Origin of the sequence: Erythrobacter sp. (genome assembly GCF_011765465.1) — a bacterium.
GTDB lineage: Bacteria > Pseudomonadota > Alphaproteobacteria > Sphingomonadales > Sphingomonadaceae > Erythrobacter.
This window is the reverse complement of sequence record NZ_CP050265.1, coordinates 1,905,009-1,920,912: the sequence shown is the minus strand read 5'-3', so window position 1 is coordinate 1,920,912 and position 15,904 is coordinate 1,905,009. Positions and strand designations below refer to the sequence as shown.

Here is a 15,904-nt window from a genome sequence, read left to right as displayed (position 1 = left end):
ATCAAAGGAACCACACCACCAGCACGCCCACCATCGCCGCAATCACGCCGAGCGAGAAGCCGAGCATCCACGCAATCTGCTTCGACACCCGCCCCAGCACTTTCCATTCGTACCCCAGCGCAATCGCCAGCGTAATCGGCACCTGCGCCGCGATCGCGACGGGATCGGGCAGGCCCGCCACCTGCACCACGCGCGCATAGGCGGGGGTCATCAGCGCCAGCGTCCCGATCAGCATCGCCTGCCGGTGCGCGTGCATATCGCGCCGACGCGCGAAATGGAGCGCGGCGAAATAGAGCGGGAGGAAGGTCACGAAGGCGGCAAGGTTCACCACCGTCACCTCCGGGCGGCCCAGCTCCCGCCCGATATTGACCGAGATGATCGCGCCCGAAACCGCCATCGCTCCGACCAGCGCCATCGAGGCCCGCCCGAACGCCTTGTGCAAATCGAGCCGATGCTCCGCCGCGAGCCACGCTTGGCTGGCGAGGAGACCGAGCCACGCGACCATGCTCGTGGCGTGTAGCACAACGATCGGCGTGTAGCGCGCCTGCACCGCCGGGTCGGCAATCGCCTTGGCCGCGAAGGCGAGGAGGGTGAAGCCGAGCAGCGCCTGCGCGATGCGGCTCAGGAGCAGGTTAGATTGGCGATGGCTTTCGGGGGCGCGCATCAGTTCTCCCTCGCGGCGCGAATGGCGGCTCCGGCCGCGAAGGGGGCGATGGCGACCAGCAGCAGGCTTGCCGCACCAACGAAGCCGAGGCTCGCCGGGTCCTGACGCGCCAGTGCGCCCGCTCCGAAAATGAGGATGGGCAGGGCCAGCGGGACCAGCAGCAGCCCCGACAGCGCGGCTCCGCTGCGCAGCGAAGCGGTCAGCGCGGCGATGATGAGGCCGATTGCCGCCAACCCCGGCGTTCCCGCGAGCAGGCCGAGCAGCAGCAGGTGCAGCGCCGGCCCTTCGAGCGCCAGAAGCGCGGCGGCGGGGAAGGTCGCCAGCACCAACGGCGGACCGAAACTGAGCCAGTGGGCGAGCAGGCGCACCGCCATGATGACCTCCTCCGACACGCCCCGCAGGCGCAACTGGTCGAACACGCCAAGCTCGATGTCCTCCGCCACCAGCCGGTCCAATGGCAGGATCGCGGCGAGCAGGGCGGCGATCCACACCACGCCCCCGCCGGTCCGCGCGAGCAGGGTCGCATCCGGCCCCACGGCGAAGGGATAGAGCATGGCGACCGCGACGAAGAAGACGAGCGGCAGCGCCGCCCCGCTCCCCGTGAAAGGCAGGAACTTCGCAAGGTCGCGGCGGAGCAGCGCGCCGATCACGCGGGCTCCTCCCGCGGGGCGAAATCCTCGAGCGCGAGGCTTTGGAGGCCCGGCACCGCGAGCGGCTGGTGCGATGCGACGAGCGCGATGCCGCCGCCCGCGACGTGCTCGGCGATCAGGCCGGTGACGTTCGCGATAGCCCCCGCATCCAGCCCCGAAAGCGGCTCGTCGAGCAGCCACAAAGGCACGCCCCGTCCCATCAGCACGGCGAGCGCGGCGCGCTTCCTCTGCCCGGTCGAAAGATAGCGCACCGGCACTTCGTGCAGCCGGTCGAGACCCAGCCGCGCATGGATCGCCTCCCGCTCCGCGCCGCCGTCGACCCGCTCCCAGAAACGAAGCGCGCGGCCAAGCGGCAGGTCCGGATCGAGCGCGGGGCGTTCATCCAGCAGGCCGAGCGCGCCGACCGCCCCGACCTCGCCCGCATAAGGCCGCGCGAGCCCCGCGAGCGTCCTAATCAGCGTCGTCTTGCCGGTCCCGTTCGCGCCCGTGAGGTGCAGCGCCTCGCCCGCGCGAAGTTCGAAGGACAGTCCCTTGAACAGCAGCCGCTCGCCCCGGCGGCAGGCAAGGCCCTGCGCTGTGAGGCGAATATCGGGAGCGAAGCGGACAGAACCTTCCATTGCGCTCGTGCGTTAGGCAAAAGAACCCCACCTCACAAGCAGCGAACCAGCCAACAGGGAGCCCCGATATGGCCGTATCCGAACTCGACGAGAACGACCGCAAGGCGCTTTTGAAGGACCATCCCGAATGGGAGCTCATCAACGACGGCAAGGCGATCCGGCGCACTTTCCAGTTCGCCGACTTTTCGGAAGCCTGGGGCTTCATGAGCCGGGTCGCGCTGATCGCCGAGGCGCAGGACCACCATCCCGAATGGTTCAACGTCTACGCCAAGGTCGAGATCACGCTGACCACCCACGATGCCGACGGCCTGTCGGTGCGCGATGCGACGATGGCCCGCGCGATCGATCGGTTGGTCTAGCCTCCGGCGATCACTTGCCGAGCAGCGCCGCGCCCGCGCGGTTCTGCTTGCGGACCTTGTTCGGGAACCAGCGTTTGGCGAAATTCAATCGGCGCGCGGTCTTGCCGACGAGGTAGTGCAGGTCTTCGCCGTGGACCGCGTTCCAGACCGCCTCGGCGACTTCCTCGACCGGCGTGATCTCGAGCCCGGCGGCCCTGACCCGGTCGCGCACCATTTCGTTCGAGCGGCGGTTGCCCGTCCCGTCGAGCAGCGGCGTCTCGATGAAGCTCGGGCAGATCGAGGCGACCTTGATTCCCTCCGGCGCCCATTCGGCATCGAGGCTTTCGGTGATCCCGCGCACGGCGAACTTGGTCGCCGAATAGACGCTCATCCCCGTGCCGCCAGATATGCCCGCTGCGCTCGCGATGTTGACGAGAATCGATCCGGGCGCGGTGTCGAGAAGGTGCGGATAGGCCGCCTGCGAGCCGAAGAGCACGCCCTTGAGGTTGATGTCGAGGCAGCGCTCGATTTCGTCGGTCTCGAGCTCGGCGAGCGGGCCGCCCGTGCCGATCCCCGCATTGTTCACGACCACGTCGATCCGCCCCCCGGCGGCGGTGCGGAAGGCGTTCAGCGCCTCGTCCCACGCCGCGCGGTCGCGCACGTCGAGCTTGTGGGCATACTTGAAGCCGCCGGGGATGAGGCCGAGCGTGTCCTCCATCCCGGCCATGTTGATGTCGCCGATCCCGACGAACCAGCCGCGCTCGCCGAAATGGCGCGCGATCGCGCGGCCGATGCCCGATGCCCCGCCGCTGATGAAGATGCTGCGCCGCTCGTCCGCCATGAGTGTCCCTCTCCCATTGATTGCGTTTTGCAACCGTTAGAGCGGGCGGCGCAGTTTGTCAGCAGACTTCAACCGGGCGTTGCGGCAAGTCCTTTCACATATTCCTCGCCCTCGACGATCTCGGCAGTGGAGGGGGCGAGGACGTCGCCCAGCGGCTCCGCGCGCCCGCCGAGACATTCGGCGAGGAAGTTCTCTGCGATGGCGAAGAAGGCGATCGAATTCTCCGGCCGGGCGAAGCCGTGGCCCTCGTCCGGGTAGAGGACATAGGTGACGGGGATTCCGGCCTCCTTCATCGCGCCGACGATCTGGTCGCTTTCGGCCTGCTTCACGCGCGGATCGTTCGCCCCTTGCGCGATCAGCAGCGGTTTCGTGATCTTCTCGGCCTTGTGCAGCGGGCTCGCCGCGCGCAGCAGGGCGAGGCCTTCCTCGGTGTCGGGATTGCCCATGCGTTCGTGGAAGATCTTCACCATCGGCGCCCAGTAGGGCGGGATGGTCGAGAGCAGCGTCTCGAGGTTCGAGGGACCGACGATATCGACCCCGCAGGCGAAGACCTCGGGCGTAAAGGCGAGCCCGGCGAGCGTCGCATAGCCGCCATAAGAGCCCCCCATGATCGCGACCTTGTTCTCCTCGGCGATCCCCTCACCGACGGCCCAGCGGACCGCATCGATGAGGTCGTCGTGCATGGCAAGGCCCCACTGCTTGTTCGCCGCGTTGAGGAAATCCTTGCCGAAGCCGGTCGAGCCGCGGAAGTTGACCGACAGGACGGCATAACCGCGATTGGCGAGCATCTGGTGGATCGCATCGAAGCCATAGCCGTCGCGCGCCCACGGCCCGCCATGGACCAGCAGCACCATCGGCAGCGCGCTGCCCGGGCGACCCGTGCCCTCCGGATCGCTGCCCGGCGGCAGGGTAAGATAGGACACGAGCGTCAGGCCGTCGCGGCTCTCGATTTCGAGCGGGTGCATCGGCTGGAGCGGCGCGCCTTCGAGTTCGGGGCGCGATACGAAGAACGGCTCCAGCGTTTCGGCATCGCGGTCGAAGATGAAGGTCCGCATCGGCGCGGTGACGGGATCGTTCCAGACGATCCAGGTGCGGTCGTCGTCGGTGCGGCTGGCAATGCCGAATTCGCCCTCGAGCCGCTCGCCGAGCCAGTCGAGCGCCGCCCCGATCCCGGCGTCGATCGCGGTCCATTCGGTCTTGAGGTAATCGACCGAATAGCCCTGAACCTCGCCGGTATCCTGGTTCCGGATCGTCCCGCCGATATCGGCCTTGTCGTCCTCGGCGATCAGCGTGCGCTCGCCCGTCGCGGTGTCCTGCGCATAGAGCGCGGCTGTGTTCCGACCCCGGCTGTCGATCCAGTAAAGCACCGACCCGTCGGCGGTATAGCCTGCTGGCGAGGTGGTGAGCGAATCCTCCATCGCCGTGCTTTCGAACGGCTCGTCCTCGACCTCGCCGCCGGTCACCCGGAAATAGTCGGTCCCGCCCGCCTCGTTCTGGCGCATCGCCATGCGCAGGGTGAGCGTGTCGTCGGCCATGAACCCGGCATAGGAATTGTTTTCGTAGACCAGTTCCATCTCGCCCGTGTTGAGGTCGAGCCGGTATACGTCGTGGAATTGCGGGTCGCGGTTGTTGAGCCCGACCAGCACTTTGTCCTTGATCGTGTGCGAGGCTCCGACGATCTGCACGCGCGTGTTCTCGAACGGGGTCATCGCCCGCTCCTCGCCGGTTTCGACGTCGATGCGGTAGAGCAGAAAGTTCTCGTCCCCGTCCTTGTCCTGGATATAGCCGATGCTCTTCGCATCCGGCGCCCAGAAATGCTCGCGGATCGGGCGCGCCGTCGCCTTGGTCATCACCTTCGCCGCATCCGGATCGTCGGCGGGGGCGAGCCAGATGTTGAGCACGCCTTCGTGCGGGGCGAGCCAGGAAAGCCACTTGCCGTCCGGGCTTATCCTCCCTTGCGCGCGGGTCGGGTTGCCGAAGAGGTGGTCGCGCGGGATGATCGGAAAAGTCTCGGCGGGGGGCATGGTCTCTCCTCTTCTCGGTGGGCTGCGGGGCCATGTATGCCCCATGGCGGCGAATGCCAGAGGCGCTTTCCACGCCAAAGTTGTGTTCGGCGCCAACTTGATTTCGACGGGCGTGCTAAAGCGCCGGATTGGCGTAGAAGTGCCAGGTGAAGATCGCCATCGCCCCGCGATGCGGCGCCCAGCCTTCGGCGAGCGCGCGGGTCTCCTTTTCCTTCGGCCGTTCCTCCATGCCGGCGAGCCGCCTCACGCCTTCCTGCACGGCGAGGTCGCCGGCGGGCCAGATGTCGGGGCGGCCCTCGGCGAATAGCAGGTAGATCTCCGCCGACCAGCGCCCGATGCCCTTGACCTGCGTGAGCAGCGCGATCGCCTCCTCGTCGCCTTCGGGCAGGGCGTGGAGATCGACCTCGCCCGCCGCCACCAGTTCGCACAGCGAGCGGGCATAGCCCTGTTTCTGCCGCGAAAGCCCGCACGCGCGAAGGCTATCGAAATCGCGCGCGAGCAGGTCGCCGGGGGCGAAATCCTCGCCCAGTTCGGCTTCGAGCTTCGCCCACATCGAAGCCGCCGCCGCGACCGAGACCTGCTGGCCGACGATGGTGCGCAGCAGGGTGCGAAAGCCGCGCTCGCGGATGCGCGGGGCGGGATAGCCGACCCGCTCCAGTTCGCGCGCGACCCGTTCGTCGCGCGCCGCGACCTCGTCCAGCGCGCCGCGCAACTGCCCTTCGCTCAATCCCATGTGCCAGCGCCCACTCTCAAATCCCCTAACTTGCCTCACGCTTTAAACTCGCCTAGCAGCCCGCAGGTTTCATCGATAGCGCAGGCCGCCTGCGCGCAACCCATCGGCAGGAGAACGAAAGCCCATGCCCAAGCTGGTCGTCACCAATCGCGAAGGCGAAACGAGCGAGATCGAGGTCGAGGACGGCCTGACGGTGATGGAAGCCATCCGCGACAACGGCTTCGACGAATTGCTCGCGCTGTGCGGCGGGTGCTGCTCGTGCGCGACCTGCCATGTTCATGTCGACGCGGGCTTCACCGACAAGCTCCCCGAGATGAGCGAGGACGAGGACGACCTGCTCGAAAGCTCCGACCACCGCACTGAAACCTCGCGCCTGTCGTGCCAGATCCCCTTCACCGCCGAACTCGACGGGCTGAAGGTGACGATCGCGCCCGAGGACTGATCCCGGAGCGGGATTCACCGTTGCGGGCGGGCCGATCCGGCCCTAGTTCGGTTCCATGAATATCACCGCGCCCATCGGCGACACGCTTTCGCTTATCGGCAACACTCCGCTTGTCCGGCTCGCCGGGCCGAGCGAGGCGGCGGGCTGCACCATCTGGGGCAAGTGCGAATTCGCCAATCCCGGCTCGTCCGTGAAGGACCGCGCGGCGCTCTACATGATCCGCGATGCCGAGGCGCGCGGCGAACTTGCGCCGGGCGGCACGGTGATCGAGGGCACAGCGGGCAATACCGGGATCGGCATCGCGCTGGTGGCCAACGCGCTCGGCTACAAGACCGTGATCGTCATGCCCGACAACCAGTCGAAGGAGAAGATGGACACGCTGCGCGCGCTGGGCGCCCAGCTCGTCCTCGTCCCGCCGACGAAATATGCCGACCCCAACCATTTCCAGCACGTCTCGCGCCGCATGGCGGAGGAGACCGAAGGTGCGGTCTGGGCGGGGCAGTTCGACAACATCGCCAACCGCAAGGCCCATATCGAAGGCACGGCGCGCGAGCTGTGGCACCAGACCGAAGGCCGGATCGACGGCTTCACCTGCGCCGCGGGCACGGGCGGCACGATCGCGGGCGTGGGCATGGGGCTGAAAGAGAAGAACCCCGACATCCGCATCGCGCTGACCGATCCGCACGGCGCTGCGCTTTACAACTACTTCGCCCATGGCGAGCTGAAGGCCGAGGGCTCCTCGGTCGCCGAAGGGATCGGGCAGGGCCGCATCACCGCCAATCTCGAAGGCGCGCCGATCGATACCCAGTTCCGCATCTCCGACGAGGAAGGGCTCGTCTGGGTCGAACGCCTGCTGCGCGAGGAGGGACTGTGCCTCGGCCTGTCGTCGGGCATCAATGTCGCGGGTGCGGTCGAACTGGGGCGGCAGCTCGTCGCGGAGGGACGCGAGGACCCGCAGGTCGCGACGATCCTGTGCGACACCGGCTTTCGCTACCTCTCGACGCTCTACAACGCCGAATGGTTGCGTTCGAAGGGCCTGCCGGTGTTCGACTGGCTGGAAAGCGGCGATGCGGCGCGCTAGGCTTGCGCGATGAAGGCACGCAGGCTCTTCGCGATGGAACCCGCCGGGACGGATGAAAATCCGCCCGAGGGCGCACCGCTCGGCGGGACGCGCTCCGAGGCGATGCAGCGGCTGCAGGTCGGGCTGTTCGGCATCTGCGCGATGGTCCTGCTGGTCGGGCTCGCCAGCATCATCGGCAGCCAGGCCGACCTCGTCGAAGAGGCCGCCGTGCCCGACGCCGCGCCCACCACCGAGCCGAGCCCGGCCCCGGCGCAGCGCGACCCGCTCGCCGATGCGGGCGTGGTCCCGCCGAGCGAGCCCGAGCCCGCGCCCGATCCGCATTCGCGCCCCGGTCCCGCGCCGACCAACGGCCCGCCGGGGACGCGGCCGGTCACTTCGACGCAGGCGGGCGCCGGGGCCGAGCAGCAGGACTCCGACGCAGGCGCAAGGTGAGGCAGGGCGCGGCCCGCGCAGCTTTCGTGGGCAGCCTCGTCACGGCTCTCGCGGTCGGCTTCGGCGCACTCCTGCCGCGCCTGCTTCTGCCCGGCGATCCGCCTGTCGCCGCCGCCCCTTCCGCCGCGCCATCCGCAACCCGGGCCGAGCGCCCGGAGGTGGGCCTCCACACCGGCCTCCCGCTCTATCGCCCGCTCGGCATCGGGATTGCCGAGATGGCGCGGGGCGAGGGCGAGCCGCCGTGGCAGCGCCGCGCGATGGAGCGCGCGGCGCGGCTGGTCCCGCTCGACACGCTCGCCCCGACACCGGGTCTGACACCCGAGGATCCACAGATCGACCCGCTCGAAGGGCTGGGCCGGCTCGCGGTGATCCAGCCGCGCGGGCTTTCGCCGGCGGACAATGTCGCGCTCGATGGCTGGGTGCGCGGCGGCGGGCGGCTGCTGCTGGTGCTCGACCCGATGCTGACCGGCGAATACGACCTGCCGCTGGGCGATCCGCGCCGTCCCAACGCGGTTGCGCTTATCCCGCCGGTGGTGGCGCGCTGGGGGCTCGCGGTCGCCTATGACGAGACGCAGGATGCTGCTCCGCGCTTCGCCGCTTTTCCCGCAGGCACGCTGCCGCTGGCGCTCGCCGGAGAGGTGCGCGCGGAAGGCGAGCGGGGCGCGGCCTGCACCTTCGCCGCCGAGCGCGCGCTCGCCCGGTGCCGGGTGGGCGAAGGCAGCGTCACCCTGCTCGCCGACGCCGCCCTGTTCGAGCACGAGGGCCTCGCCGCAGAGGCCGGGCAGGGGGCTTCGGCCATCGCCGCTCTCTTCGATTTCGCCTTCGCCTGCGCGCCTTCCGGGGATCTCGCGGGAAAGCCTGCGCGCTGCGGCGGGATGAGTGGGGATCGAGCGGGAATCGGGCGGGATTTCGGGGCGAAACGGGGGCTTAGTTCGCGCAATTCATACGGGGGGAGCTCCGTGCGAAACCGGAGTGTAGGATAGAATATCTATATAAAACAGATATTTACCAATTAATCCCGCGAAATCCCGCGAAATCCCCTTTTCACCCGCATCCTTCCCGGATATTACCGGGCTCCATCAAATATGCCGATCCGTCCCGCGTCGCCGCACCTCGCGCGGCGCGCCGCCTGAATTCGCGCTCGGGCGGCGACGGGGGAGGCGTGTCCGGGGACGGTGCATTCGAGAGGGGATTACGGGCCACGTGGCGGGATTTGCGGGATATAACGGACAGGCCTTCTCGCCCGCCGGCGACAAGGGCCGCTTCGTCCTGCCCCCGACCTTCCGCAAGGCGGTGAAGGAAAGCTCAGGGGGAGCGAAGACGCTCTGCCTGATGGTCCACGACAAGTACGACTGCCTCGTCGGCTTCGGCCTGTCGCGCATCGACGAACTCCATGCGCAGCTCGAAAAGGAAGAAGAGCGCGCGATCCGGCTCGGCCAGAGCGATTTCGACCCCGACGTGCGCGCGCAGCAATTGTTCGGTTTCGAGCAGATCCCGTTCGACGATTCGGGCCGCTTCGTCATGCCCGAACACCTGAAAGACCTCGGCCATGTCGGCGACGGGCTTTATTTCCACGGCGCGGGCAAGTTCTTCTTCGTCTGGAACCCGGAAGAACTCGAGCGGATGGATGCAAGCTTCAAGGGCGCGCAGGCGACCTGCCGCGCGCTGATGGCGAAGGCGAAAGGGGGCGGCAAGTGAACGCGTCACCAGCCTCTGGCCACATCCCCGTCCTGCTCGATGAAGTCGTCGCCGCCGTCGCCCCCGCACCCGGCATGAGCATCGTCGATGCGACTTTCGGCGCGGGCGGATACTCTCGCGCGCTGCTCGATGCGGGCGCGCGCGTCTTCGCCTTCGACCGCGACCCGCACGCGATCGCCGAAGGCGAGGCGCTGGTCGCGCGCTACGAGGGCCGCCTCTCGCTCCACGCGCGGCGCTTTTCGCAAATGGCCGACGAGCTTCGCGGCCTCGGCGTCGACAAGGTCGATGCCGTGGTGATGGACATCGGCGTGTCCTCGATGCAGCTCGACCGGGCGGAGCGCGGCTTCGCCTTTTCCGCCGACGGGCCGCTCGACATGAGGATGGCAGGCGAGGGGGAAAGCGCCGCCGATTTCCTCAACACCGCCGATGAGGCCGCGATTGCCGACGTGCTCTATCACTACGGCGAGGAACGCCAGTCGCGCCGGGTCGCGCGCGCCATCGTCGCCGCGCGCCCGCTGGAGACCACCGGCGACCTCGCCCGCGTGGTGAGAAAGGCGCTGGGCCACAAGCCGCATGAAAAGAAAGACCCCGCGACCCGCACCTTTCAGGCGGTGCGCATCCACGTGAACGACGAGCTGGGCGAGCTGCGCGCCGGGCTCGCCGCGGCCGAAGTGCTGCTGCGCGAGGGCGGGGTGCTCGCCGTGGTCAGCTTCCACAGCCTCGAGGATCGCATCGTCAAGCGGTTCCTCAAAGCGGCATCCGGCGCGGGCCGCGCGGTCTCGCGCCACCTTCCGGGCGAAGTTCCCGGTCCCGCGCCGACCTTCGCCCGCGTCTCGAAGGCGATCCGTGCCAGCGAAGCCGAAATCGCCCGCAACCCGCGCGCGCGCTCCTCGGTCCTGCGCCATGCCGTGCGGACCGCCGCTGCGCCGCGCCCCCACGCAGGAGAGGCATCATGAACGTCACGCACGCCCGGATGCGTTCGCTCGGCTGGGCCGCGGTGCTGGCGCTGTGCGTCGGCCTGTTCGTCCTGCTCAGCCTCAAGGTCCACGCGGTGAAGAGCGAAGTCCTGCTCGCCGAGCGCGAGATCATCCGGCTCGAACGCGCGACGCGTCGGCTGGAAACCGAATTCCAGGCCCGCGCCAACCAGCGCCAGCTGGCCGAATGGAACCGGGTCGAATTCGGCTACGAGGCCCCGCGCGCGGACCAGTATATCGAAGGCGAGCGGCAGCTCGCCAGCCTCGGCCAGCCGCGCGGCCCCGATGCGCCCGCGCCGATCCGCGTCGCCCGTGCCGACCTGCCCGAGGCATCCGTGCCCGGCGGGGGCGGCGCGCCGGACGAGAATGGGCGCGCGATGGTCTCGCCCGTTACCGGCAAGCCGGTCACCTTCGCCTCCGCCGGAGCCGCCGCGAGCGAGGACGCGGCCGCGCGCTTCGCCGATGCCTTCGGAGACTTCCTGATCGATGCTTCGCCCATCCGCCCTGCCCGCGCGCAGGTGCAGGCCGCGGGCGAGGCACAGGGCGCCGCCCGATGAATGCCCAGGCTCCCGGTTTCGGGCGTCTTGCGTCCGGAATCGGAGAGGGGGCGGCGCAGCGCCAGCTCCCGCTCGGCTTCGACCTGCCGTCCTCGCGCGGGCGTCCCGCCGCCGATCCGCCCGTATCGCCCGCTCCCGCGCCGCGCCCGGCGCTGCCGACGGGGCGGGTCCAGCTTGTCAGCCTGAGGCAGGAACTGCTGCTCACCGCGCGCGCGCGCCTGCTGGTGATCGCGCTGCTTTTCGTGCTGCTCGCGGGGGCGGCGCTGCTGCGGCTCGGCTGGCTCGGCCTTGCCGGCGAGGGACCGGCGCGCACCAGTCTCGAAGCCGCGCTGCTGCCCGAACGCGGCGAGATTACCGACCGCAACGGCGTGCCGCTGGCGCGGGCCTTCGATGCCTATGCGCTGTGGTTCAACCCGCGCGCGATGGATGACGGCGGCAGTCCGCTGGTGCGCTCTCCGCAGGAAGTCGCCGCCCGGCTCGCCGCGATCTTTCCGGACATGGACGAAAGCCGCACCGCGCGCCTGCTCGCCAGCGGCCGCCCGTCCTACCTGCGCCGCCGCATCCTGCCCGAAGAGGCCAACGCCGTCTTCGACCTTGGCGAAGTCGCGCTCGAAACGCCGCGCGAACAGGACCGGCATTATCCGCAGGGCAAGCTCGCCGCGCACGTGCTCGGCTACGTGGTCGAGGAGGAGGACGGCACGCTCGGCGGGCGGGTGGGCATGGAGCAGGTGCTCGATGAACGCCTGTCCGATCCCGAACTGCGCAGCCGGCCCGCCGCGCTGTCGATCGACCTGCGCGTGCAGGGCGCGCTCGAGGACGAGATGCGGTCCGGGATGCTCGCGACCGATGCGATCGGGGCGGCGGGCGTGGTGCTCGACGTCGATACGGGCGAAGTGCTGGCGCTCGCCTCGCTGCCCGATTTCGATCCTAACCGGATCGCCGAGGAAGACGTGCCCAACATGGTCAACCGGGTGACCAACCAGGTTTCCGAACTGGGCTCGACCTTCAAGCCGCTGACCGTCGCCGCGGCGATCGATGCGGGCGTCATACGCGACCTGTCGCGCGACTGGGATGCAAGTCCCGTCGAGATCGGCCGCCGCCGCCTCGCCGACCACGGCGACAAGGGCGATGCGCTCAACATCCCCGAAGCACTCGCCTATTCGTCGAACACGGTGACGATGCGGGTCGCCGACCAGCTCGGCGCGGAGCGGATGAAGCGGGTGCTGATGGACCTGCATATGCACGAACGGCCCAAGATCGAGCTGCCCGCGCGCGCGCTGCCGTTCTGGCCGAAGGACGACTGGAGCCGGATCCGCACGATGACGGTCGGCTATGGCCACGGAATCGCGGTAACGCCGCTGCATCTTGCGAGCGCCTATGCCGCGATGGTCAATGGCGGGCTGTGGCGCCCGGCGACGCTGAGGAAGCTCGATGCGGGCGAGGTTCCGCGCGGAAAGCGGGTGTTCAAGGCCTCGACCTCGGCCAGGATGCGCCAGCTATTGCGCATGATCGCGCTCTACGGCACGGGCCGCAGCGCCGATGCCAAGGGCTACCGCGTCGGCGGCAAGACCGGCTCGGCGGAGAAGAATTTCGGCGGGCGCTACGTCAAGAACAAGCTGATTTCCACCTTCGCCGCCGCCTTTCCGATGGACCGCCCGCGCTATGTCGTGGTGGTGACGCTGGACGAGCCGCGCGGGACCATCGCAAGCTCCTACCAGCGCACCGCGGCGTGGAACGCGGCGCCGATCGTGGGCAGGCTCGTGCCGCGGATCGGCCCGATGCTGGGCGTGCGCCCGGACGACAACCGCGACGTCGACATCTCGGACCTGCGCTACCTCATGGAGAAGCGCGGCAAGGACGGCGAGACGTGAGGCTGTCGGCGCTCCTTGCGGCGGCGGGGCTCGGGGCTGCGGGCGACTGGCAGGACGCGAGCGTGAGCGGCTTCGCCATCGACCACCGCAAGGTCGCGCCCGGCACGGTGTTCGGCGCGTTCCGGGGTGAACGGTTCAACGCCGAGGATTTCATCGGCGAAGCGGTCGCGGCAGGCGCGGTCGCGGTCGTCGCCTCTCCGCAGGCGCGCGTCGAGGGCGCGGCGCATATCGCGAGCGAGGAGCCGCGCCGGACCTTCGCGCAGCTTGCCGCGCGCTTCTTCGCGCCCTTTCCCGAAACGCTCGTCGCGGTGACGGGGACCAACGGCAAGACCTCGAGTGTCGAGATGACCCGCCAGGTCTGGCGGATGTGCGGCCTCAGCGCGGCGAGCATCGGGACGCTGGGCGTGACGACGCCCGACGGAAGCGTTGCGACCGGGCTGACCACGCCCGACATCGTCACTTTCCTGTCGAACATGGCGGGGCTGTCGCGCGAGGGCGTCACCCACGTCGCCTACGAAGCATCGAGCCATGGCCTGTCGCAATACCGCAGCGAGGGGCCCGTGCTGGCGGCGGCGGGCTTCACCAATTTCAGCCGCGACCATCTCGACTACCACGGCACGATGGAAGCCTATTTCGAGGCCAAGATGCGCCTGTTCGACGAAGTCCTGCCGCCCGGCAGCCCGGCGGTGATCCATGACGGCGGGCGCGACGACACGTGGACCCCGCAAGTCATCGAACGGGCGACAGCGCGCGGGCTCGACGTGCGCACGGTCGGCGCGAAAGGGGATTTTCTAAGGCTCGCCGCACGCGAAGCGACCCAGCTCGGCCAGGTGTTGACCATCGAGCATGAGGGCGACGCTCGGCAAGTGAAACTCCCGCTGATCGGCGAATACCAGGCGGCGAACGCGCTCGTCGCGGCGGGGCTGGCGCTCTCGACCGGCTGCGAGGCGGGGCAGGTCTTCGACGCGCTCTCCCGGCTCCAGCCGGTGCGCGGGCGGCTCGAACGTGCGGCCATCGCGCCGGTCGGCGCGCCGATCTATGTCGATTACGCCCACACCCCCGACGCGCTCGAAGCCGCCATCGCGGCCCTGCGCGACCATGTCGATGCGGGCCGGGGAGGCAGGCTCATCGTCGTCTTCGGCGCGGGCGGGGACCGCGATCCGGGCAAGCGCGCGCCCATGGGTGAAGTCGCCGCGAGCGGCGCCGAGCGCGTCATCGTCACCGACGACAACCCGCGCGGCGAGGATCCGGGCGCGATCCGCGCGGGCGTCCTCGACGGCGCCCGGGCCGCAGGCGGCGCGGCGGAAATCCTCGAAGTCGCAGGCCGCCGCGAGGCCATCGCCGAGGCGGTCAGGGGCGCGGGCGAACACGACATCCTACTCGTGGCGGGGAAAGGTCACGAGCAGGGGCAGATTATCGGGGCGGGAGCGGATATGCGGGTCCTGCCGTTCGACGACGTGGAAGTGGCGCGCGAATGCGCCGCCGGGGCGAACGAGGAAAAGGGTCGATGACGCGACACACATCAGCGCTGCTCAAGAGCTGGCCGCGAGACAGGCGCGACGCGCTGCCGCTCGCCCTGTGGGACGCCGCCGGCATCGCCGCGGCGACCGGTGGCACGGCGAGCCACGATTTCCAGGCATCCGGCGTCGAAATGGATTCGCGCGACGTGCGGCCGGGCGATGTCTTCGTCGCGCTGAAGGGCGAGGCGATGGACGGCCACCGTTTCGTCGAAGCCGCTTTCGCGCGTGGCGCCGTCGCCGCGATCGTCGATCGCCCGGTCGATTTCCCCCACGTCCTCGTCGAGGACACCACACGCGCGCTGCATGACCTCGCCCATGCCGCGCGCGAGCGCAGCGAGGCGGTGCGCATCGGCATCACCGGATCGGTCGGCAAGACGGGGATGAAGGAGGCGATCTTCGCCTGCCTCGACCGCGCGAGCCGGGGCGCGGCGCATCGCAGCGTGAGGAGCTACAACAACCACGTCGGCGTGCCCCTCTCGCTTGCCCGGATGCCCGCCCGCGCGCGCTTCGGCGTGTTCGAGATGGGGATGAACCACGCCGGCGAGATCGCGCCGCTGTCGGCCCATGTCCGCCCGCACGTCGCGCTGATCACCACCATCGCGCCCGCCCATATCGAGAACCTCGGCAGCCTCGAGGCGATCGCGGATGAAAAGGCGCAGATCTTCACCGGGCTGCTGCCGGGCGGGACCGCGATCATCCCCGCCGACAGCGAATGGGCGCCGCGCCTCATCGGCCACGCGAAGGCGCTGGGGCACAAGGTCGTCACCTTCGGGCGCAGCGCCGAAGCCGACGTGCGCCTGCTCGATGCGATCCCGAGTGCCAATGGCGGCTCGCTCGTCACCGCCGATATGGGCGGAGCGGGGCGGCTGTGCTTCTCGGTCGCGGAGCCCGGCGAGCACTGGATCGCCAATGCGCTCGGCGTCATGGCGGCGGTGCGCGCCGCCGGAGGCGACCTTGGCGCTGCGGGCCTTGCGCTTGCCGAGATGGGCGGGCTGAAAGGCCGCGGGGCGCGCTTCCAGGTCGAGGTGCCGGGCGGCAAGGCGCTGCTGATCGATGAAAGCTACAACGCCAACCCCGCCTCGATGCGCGCCACGCTGCGCGCGCTTGGCCAGACCCCCGCCCACCGGCGCATCGCCGTGCTCGGCAGCATGAAGGAACTGGGCGACTTCGCCCCCTCCTTCCACGCCCAGCTTGCCGAGCCGCTTGCCGAAGCGAAAATCGACCACGCGATCCTCGTGGGCGACGAGATGGGCTTCCTCGCCGCCGAACTGCGCAAAACGCCCGCCAATCCGCTTGGATTTGCCGTCGGTTTCGACCATTGCGACACGCCTGCCGAAGCGATCGCGGCGCTCGAGCAATATGGTCTCACCCATGGCGATGCCGTCCTCGTCAAGGGCTCCAATTCGGTCGGGCTCGGCAGGCTTGTGTCACATTTCACGCAAAGGCCGGCCTCATAGGCGGG

The 15,904-nt window shown here is 69.3% G+C and carries 17 protein-coding genes; 11 read left to right on the top strand and 6 right to left on the bottom strand.

Annotation, left to right across the window (positions count from 1 at the left end):
- Position 1: 1 nt before the first annotated feature.
- From G9473_RS09230 to ccmA, 3 genes are read right to left on the bottom strand one after another with little or no spacing between them, the layout of a single operon-like run.
- Positions 2-664, bottom strand: a complete 663-nt coding sequence (locus G9473_RS09230) for a hypothetical protein (RefSeq protein WP_291132716.1) — start codon at positions 662-664, stop codon at positions 2-4.
- Positions 664-1,314 carry a heme exporter protein CcmB gene (locus G9473_RS09225; RefSeq protein WP_291132714.1) on the bottom strand — a complete coding sequence of 217 codons (651 nt, stop codon included), beginning with the start codon at positions 1,312-1,314 and terminating at the stop codon, positions 664-666. The genes G9473_RS09230 and G9473_RS09225 overlap by 1 nt, the downstream gene beginning before the upstream one ends.
- Complete coding sequence (gene ccmA, locus G9473_RS09220) at positions 1,311-1,931, bottom strand: heme ABC exporter ATP-binding protein CcmA (protein ID WP_291132712.1); 621 nt, start codon at positions 1,929-1,931, stop codon at positions 1,311-1,313. Before ccmA ends, G9473_RS09225 begins: the two co-directional genes overlap by 4 nt.
- 68 nt (positions 1,932-1,999) lie before the next feature.
- On the opposite strand from ccmA, the gene G9473_RS09215 reads away from it, so the two are divergent.
- Complete coding sequence (locus G9473_RS09215; protein WP_291132711.1) at positions 2,000-2,290, top strand: 4a-hydroxytetrahydrobiopterin dehydratase; 291 nt, start codon at positions 2,000-2,002, stop codon at positions 2,288-2,290.
- A 10-nt stretch (positions 2,291-2,300) separates the two neighbouring features.
- Here G9473_RS09215 and G9473_RS09210 read toward each other — a convergent pair whose 3' ends face one another.
- The 3 genes from G9473_RS09210 to G9473_RS09200 form a co-directional block, all read right to left on the bottom strand.
- The gene (locus tag G9473_RS09210; protein ID WP_291132710.1) at positions 2,301-3,110 is read right to left on the bottom strand and encodes an SDR family oxidoreductase; all 810 of its coding nucleotides are present in this window, start codon (positions 3,108-3,110) and stop codon (positions 2,301-2,303) included.
- Between the two features lie 68 nt (positions 3,111-3,178).
- Complete coding sequence (locus tag G9473_RS09205) at positions 3,179-5,134, bottom strand: S9 family peptidase (protein WP_291132708.1); 1,956 nt, start codon at positions 5,132-5,134, stop codon at positions 3,179-3,181.
- 115 nt (positions 5,135-5,249) lie between these two features.
- A complete protein-coding gene (locus G9473_RS09200) occupies positions 5,250-5,867 on the bottom strand; it encodes a DNA-3-methyladenine glycosylase 2 family protein (protein WP_291132707.1) in 618 nt (205 codons plus the stop codon).
- A 124-nt stretch (positions 5,868-5,991) separates the two neighbouring features.
- On the opposite strand from G9473_RS09200, the gene G9473_RS09195 reads away from it, so the two are divergent.
- The 10 genes from G9473_RS09195 (at position 5,992) to murF (ending at position 15,899) form a co-directional block, all read left to right on the top strand.
- Positions 5,992-6,309: a 2Fe-2S iron-sulfur cluster-binding protein gene (locus tag G9473_RS09195; protein ID WP_291132705.1), complete on the top strand. Its 318-nt coding sequence runs from the start codon at positions 5,992-5,994 to the stop codon at positions 6,307-6,309.
- Positions 6,310-6,364: 55 nt separating this feature from the next.
- Positions 6,365-7,390: a cysteine synthase A gene (locus tag G9473_RS09190; RefSeq protein WP_291132703.1), complete on the top strand. Its 1,026-nt coding sequence runs from the start codon at positions 6,365-6,367 to the stop codon at positions 7,388-7,390.
- Between the two features lie 9 nt (positions 7,391-7,399).
- Positions 7,400-7,822, top strand: a complete 423-nt coding sequence (locus tag G9473_RS09185; RefSeq protein ID WP_291132701.1) for a hypothetical protein — start codon at positions 7,400-7,402, stop codon at positions 7,820-7,822.
- On the top strand, positions 7,819-8,805 hold the full coding sequence (locus G9473_RS09180) for a hypothetical protein (protein WP_291132700.1): 987 nt from the start codon (positions 7,819-7,821) through the stop codon (positions 8,803-8,805). Before G9473_RS09185 ends, G9473_RS09180 begins: the two co-directional genes overlap by 4 nt.
- 220 nt (positions 8,806-9,025) lie before the next feature.
- A complete protein-coding gene (locus tag G9473_RS09175) occupies positions 9,026-9,520 on the top strand; it encodes a division/cell wall cluster transcriptional repressor MraZ (protein ID WP_291132698.1) in 495 nt (164 codons plus the stop codon).
- Positions 9,517-10,476: a 16S rRNA (cytosine(1402)-N(4))-methyltransferase RsmH gene (rsmH, locus tag G9473_RS09170; RefSeq protein WP_291132696.1), complete on the top strand. Its 960-nt coding sequence runs from the start codon at positions 9,517-9,519 to the stop codon at positions 10,474-10,476. The genes G9473_RS09175 and rsmH overlap by 4 nt, the downstream gene beginning before the upstream one ends.
- Positions 10,473-11,051, top strand: coding sequence for a hypothetical protein (locus G9473_RS09165; protein ID WP_291132695.1), 579 nt, complete (start codon positions 10,473-10,475; stop codon positions 11,049-11,051). The genes rsmH and G9473_RS09165 overlap by 4 nt, the downstream gene beginning before the upstream one ends.
- Entirely contained in the window at positions 11,048-12,922 is a 1,875-nt protein-coding gene (locus G9473_RS09160) for a penicillin-binding protein 2 (protein WP_291132693.1), read from the top strand. The genes G9473_RS09165 and G9473_RS09160 overlap by 4 nt, the downstream gene beginning before the upstream one ends.
- Positions 12,919-14,433, top strand: coding sequence for a UDP-N-acetylmuramoyl-L-alanyl-D-glutamate--2,6-diaminopimelate ligase (locus tag G9473_RS09155; protein ID WP_291132691.1), 1,515 nt, complete (start codon positions 12,919-12,921; stop codon positions 14,431-14,433). The genes G9473_RS09160 and G9473_RS09155 overlap by 4 nt, the downstream gene beginning before the upstream one ends.
- On the top strand, positions 14,430-15,899 hold the full coding sequence (murF, locus tag G9473_RS09150) for a UDP-N-acetylmuramoyl-tripeptide--D-alanyl-D-alanine ligase (RefSeq protein ID WP_291132689.1): 1,470 nt from the start codon (positions 14,430-14,432) through the stop codon (positions 15,897-15,899). The genes G9473_RS09155 and murF overlap by 4 nt, the downstream gene beginning before the upstream one ends.
- The last annotated feature ends 5 nt before the right edge of the window (positions 15,900-15,904 follow it).

Bases quoted from the DNA above. Each gene is read 5' to 3' on its own strand.
- G9473_RS09190 (WP_291132703.1), top strand. From the start codon at position 6,365: ATGAATATCACCGCGCCCATCGGCGACACGCTTTCGCTTATCGGCAAC.
- G9473_RS09230 (WP_291132716.1), bottom strand. From the start codon at position 664: ATGCGCGCCCCCGAAAGCCATCGCCAATCTAACCTGCTCCTGAGCCGC.
- ccmA (WP_291132712.1), bottom strand. From the start codon at position 1,931: ATGGAAGGTTCTGTCCGCTTCGCTCCCGATATTCGCCTCACAGCGCAG.
- G9473_RS09165 (WP_291132695.1), top strand. From the start codon at position 10,473: ATGAACGTCACGCACGCCCGGATGCGTTCGCTCGGCTGGGCCGCGGTG.
- murF (WP_291132689.1), top strand. From the start codon at position 14,430: ATGACGCGACACACATCAGCGCTGCTCAAGAGCTGGCCGCGAGACAGG.
- G9473_RS09185 (WP_291132701.1), top strand. From the start codon at position 7,400: ATGAAGGCACGCAGGCTCTTCGCGATGGAACCCGCCGGGACGGATGAA.
- G9473_RS09160 (WP_291132693.1), top strand. From the start codon at position 11,048: ATGAATGCCCAGGCTCCCGGTTTCGGGCGTCTTGCGTCCGGAATCGGA.
- G9473_RS09195 (WP_291132705.1), top strand. From the start codon at position 5,992: ATGCCCAAGCTGGTCGTCACCAATCGCGAAGGCGAAACGAGCGAGATC.
- G9473_RS09200 (WP_291132707.1), bottom strand. From the start codon at position 5,867: ATGGGATTGAGCGAAGGGCAGTTGCGCGGCGCGCTGGACGAGGTCGCG.
- G9473_RS09215 (WP_291132711.1), top strand. From the start codon at position 2,000: ATGGCCGTATCCGAACTCGACGAGAACGACCGCAAGGCGCTTTTGAAG.
- G9473_RS09205 (WP_291132708.1), bottom strand. From the start codon at position 5,134: ATGCCCCCCGCCGAGACTTTTCCGATCATCCCGCGCGACCACCTCTTC.
- G9473_RS09210 (WP_291132710.1), bottom strand. From the start codon at position 3,110: ATGGCGGACGAGCGGCGCAGCATCTTCATCAGCGGCGGGGCATCGGGC.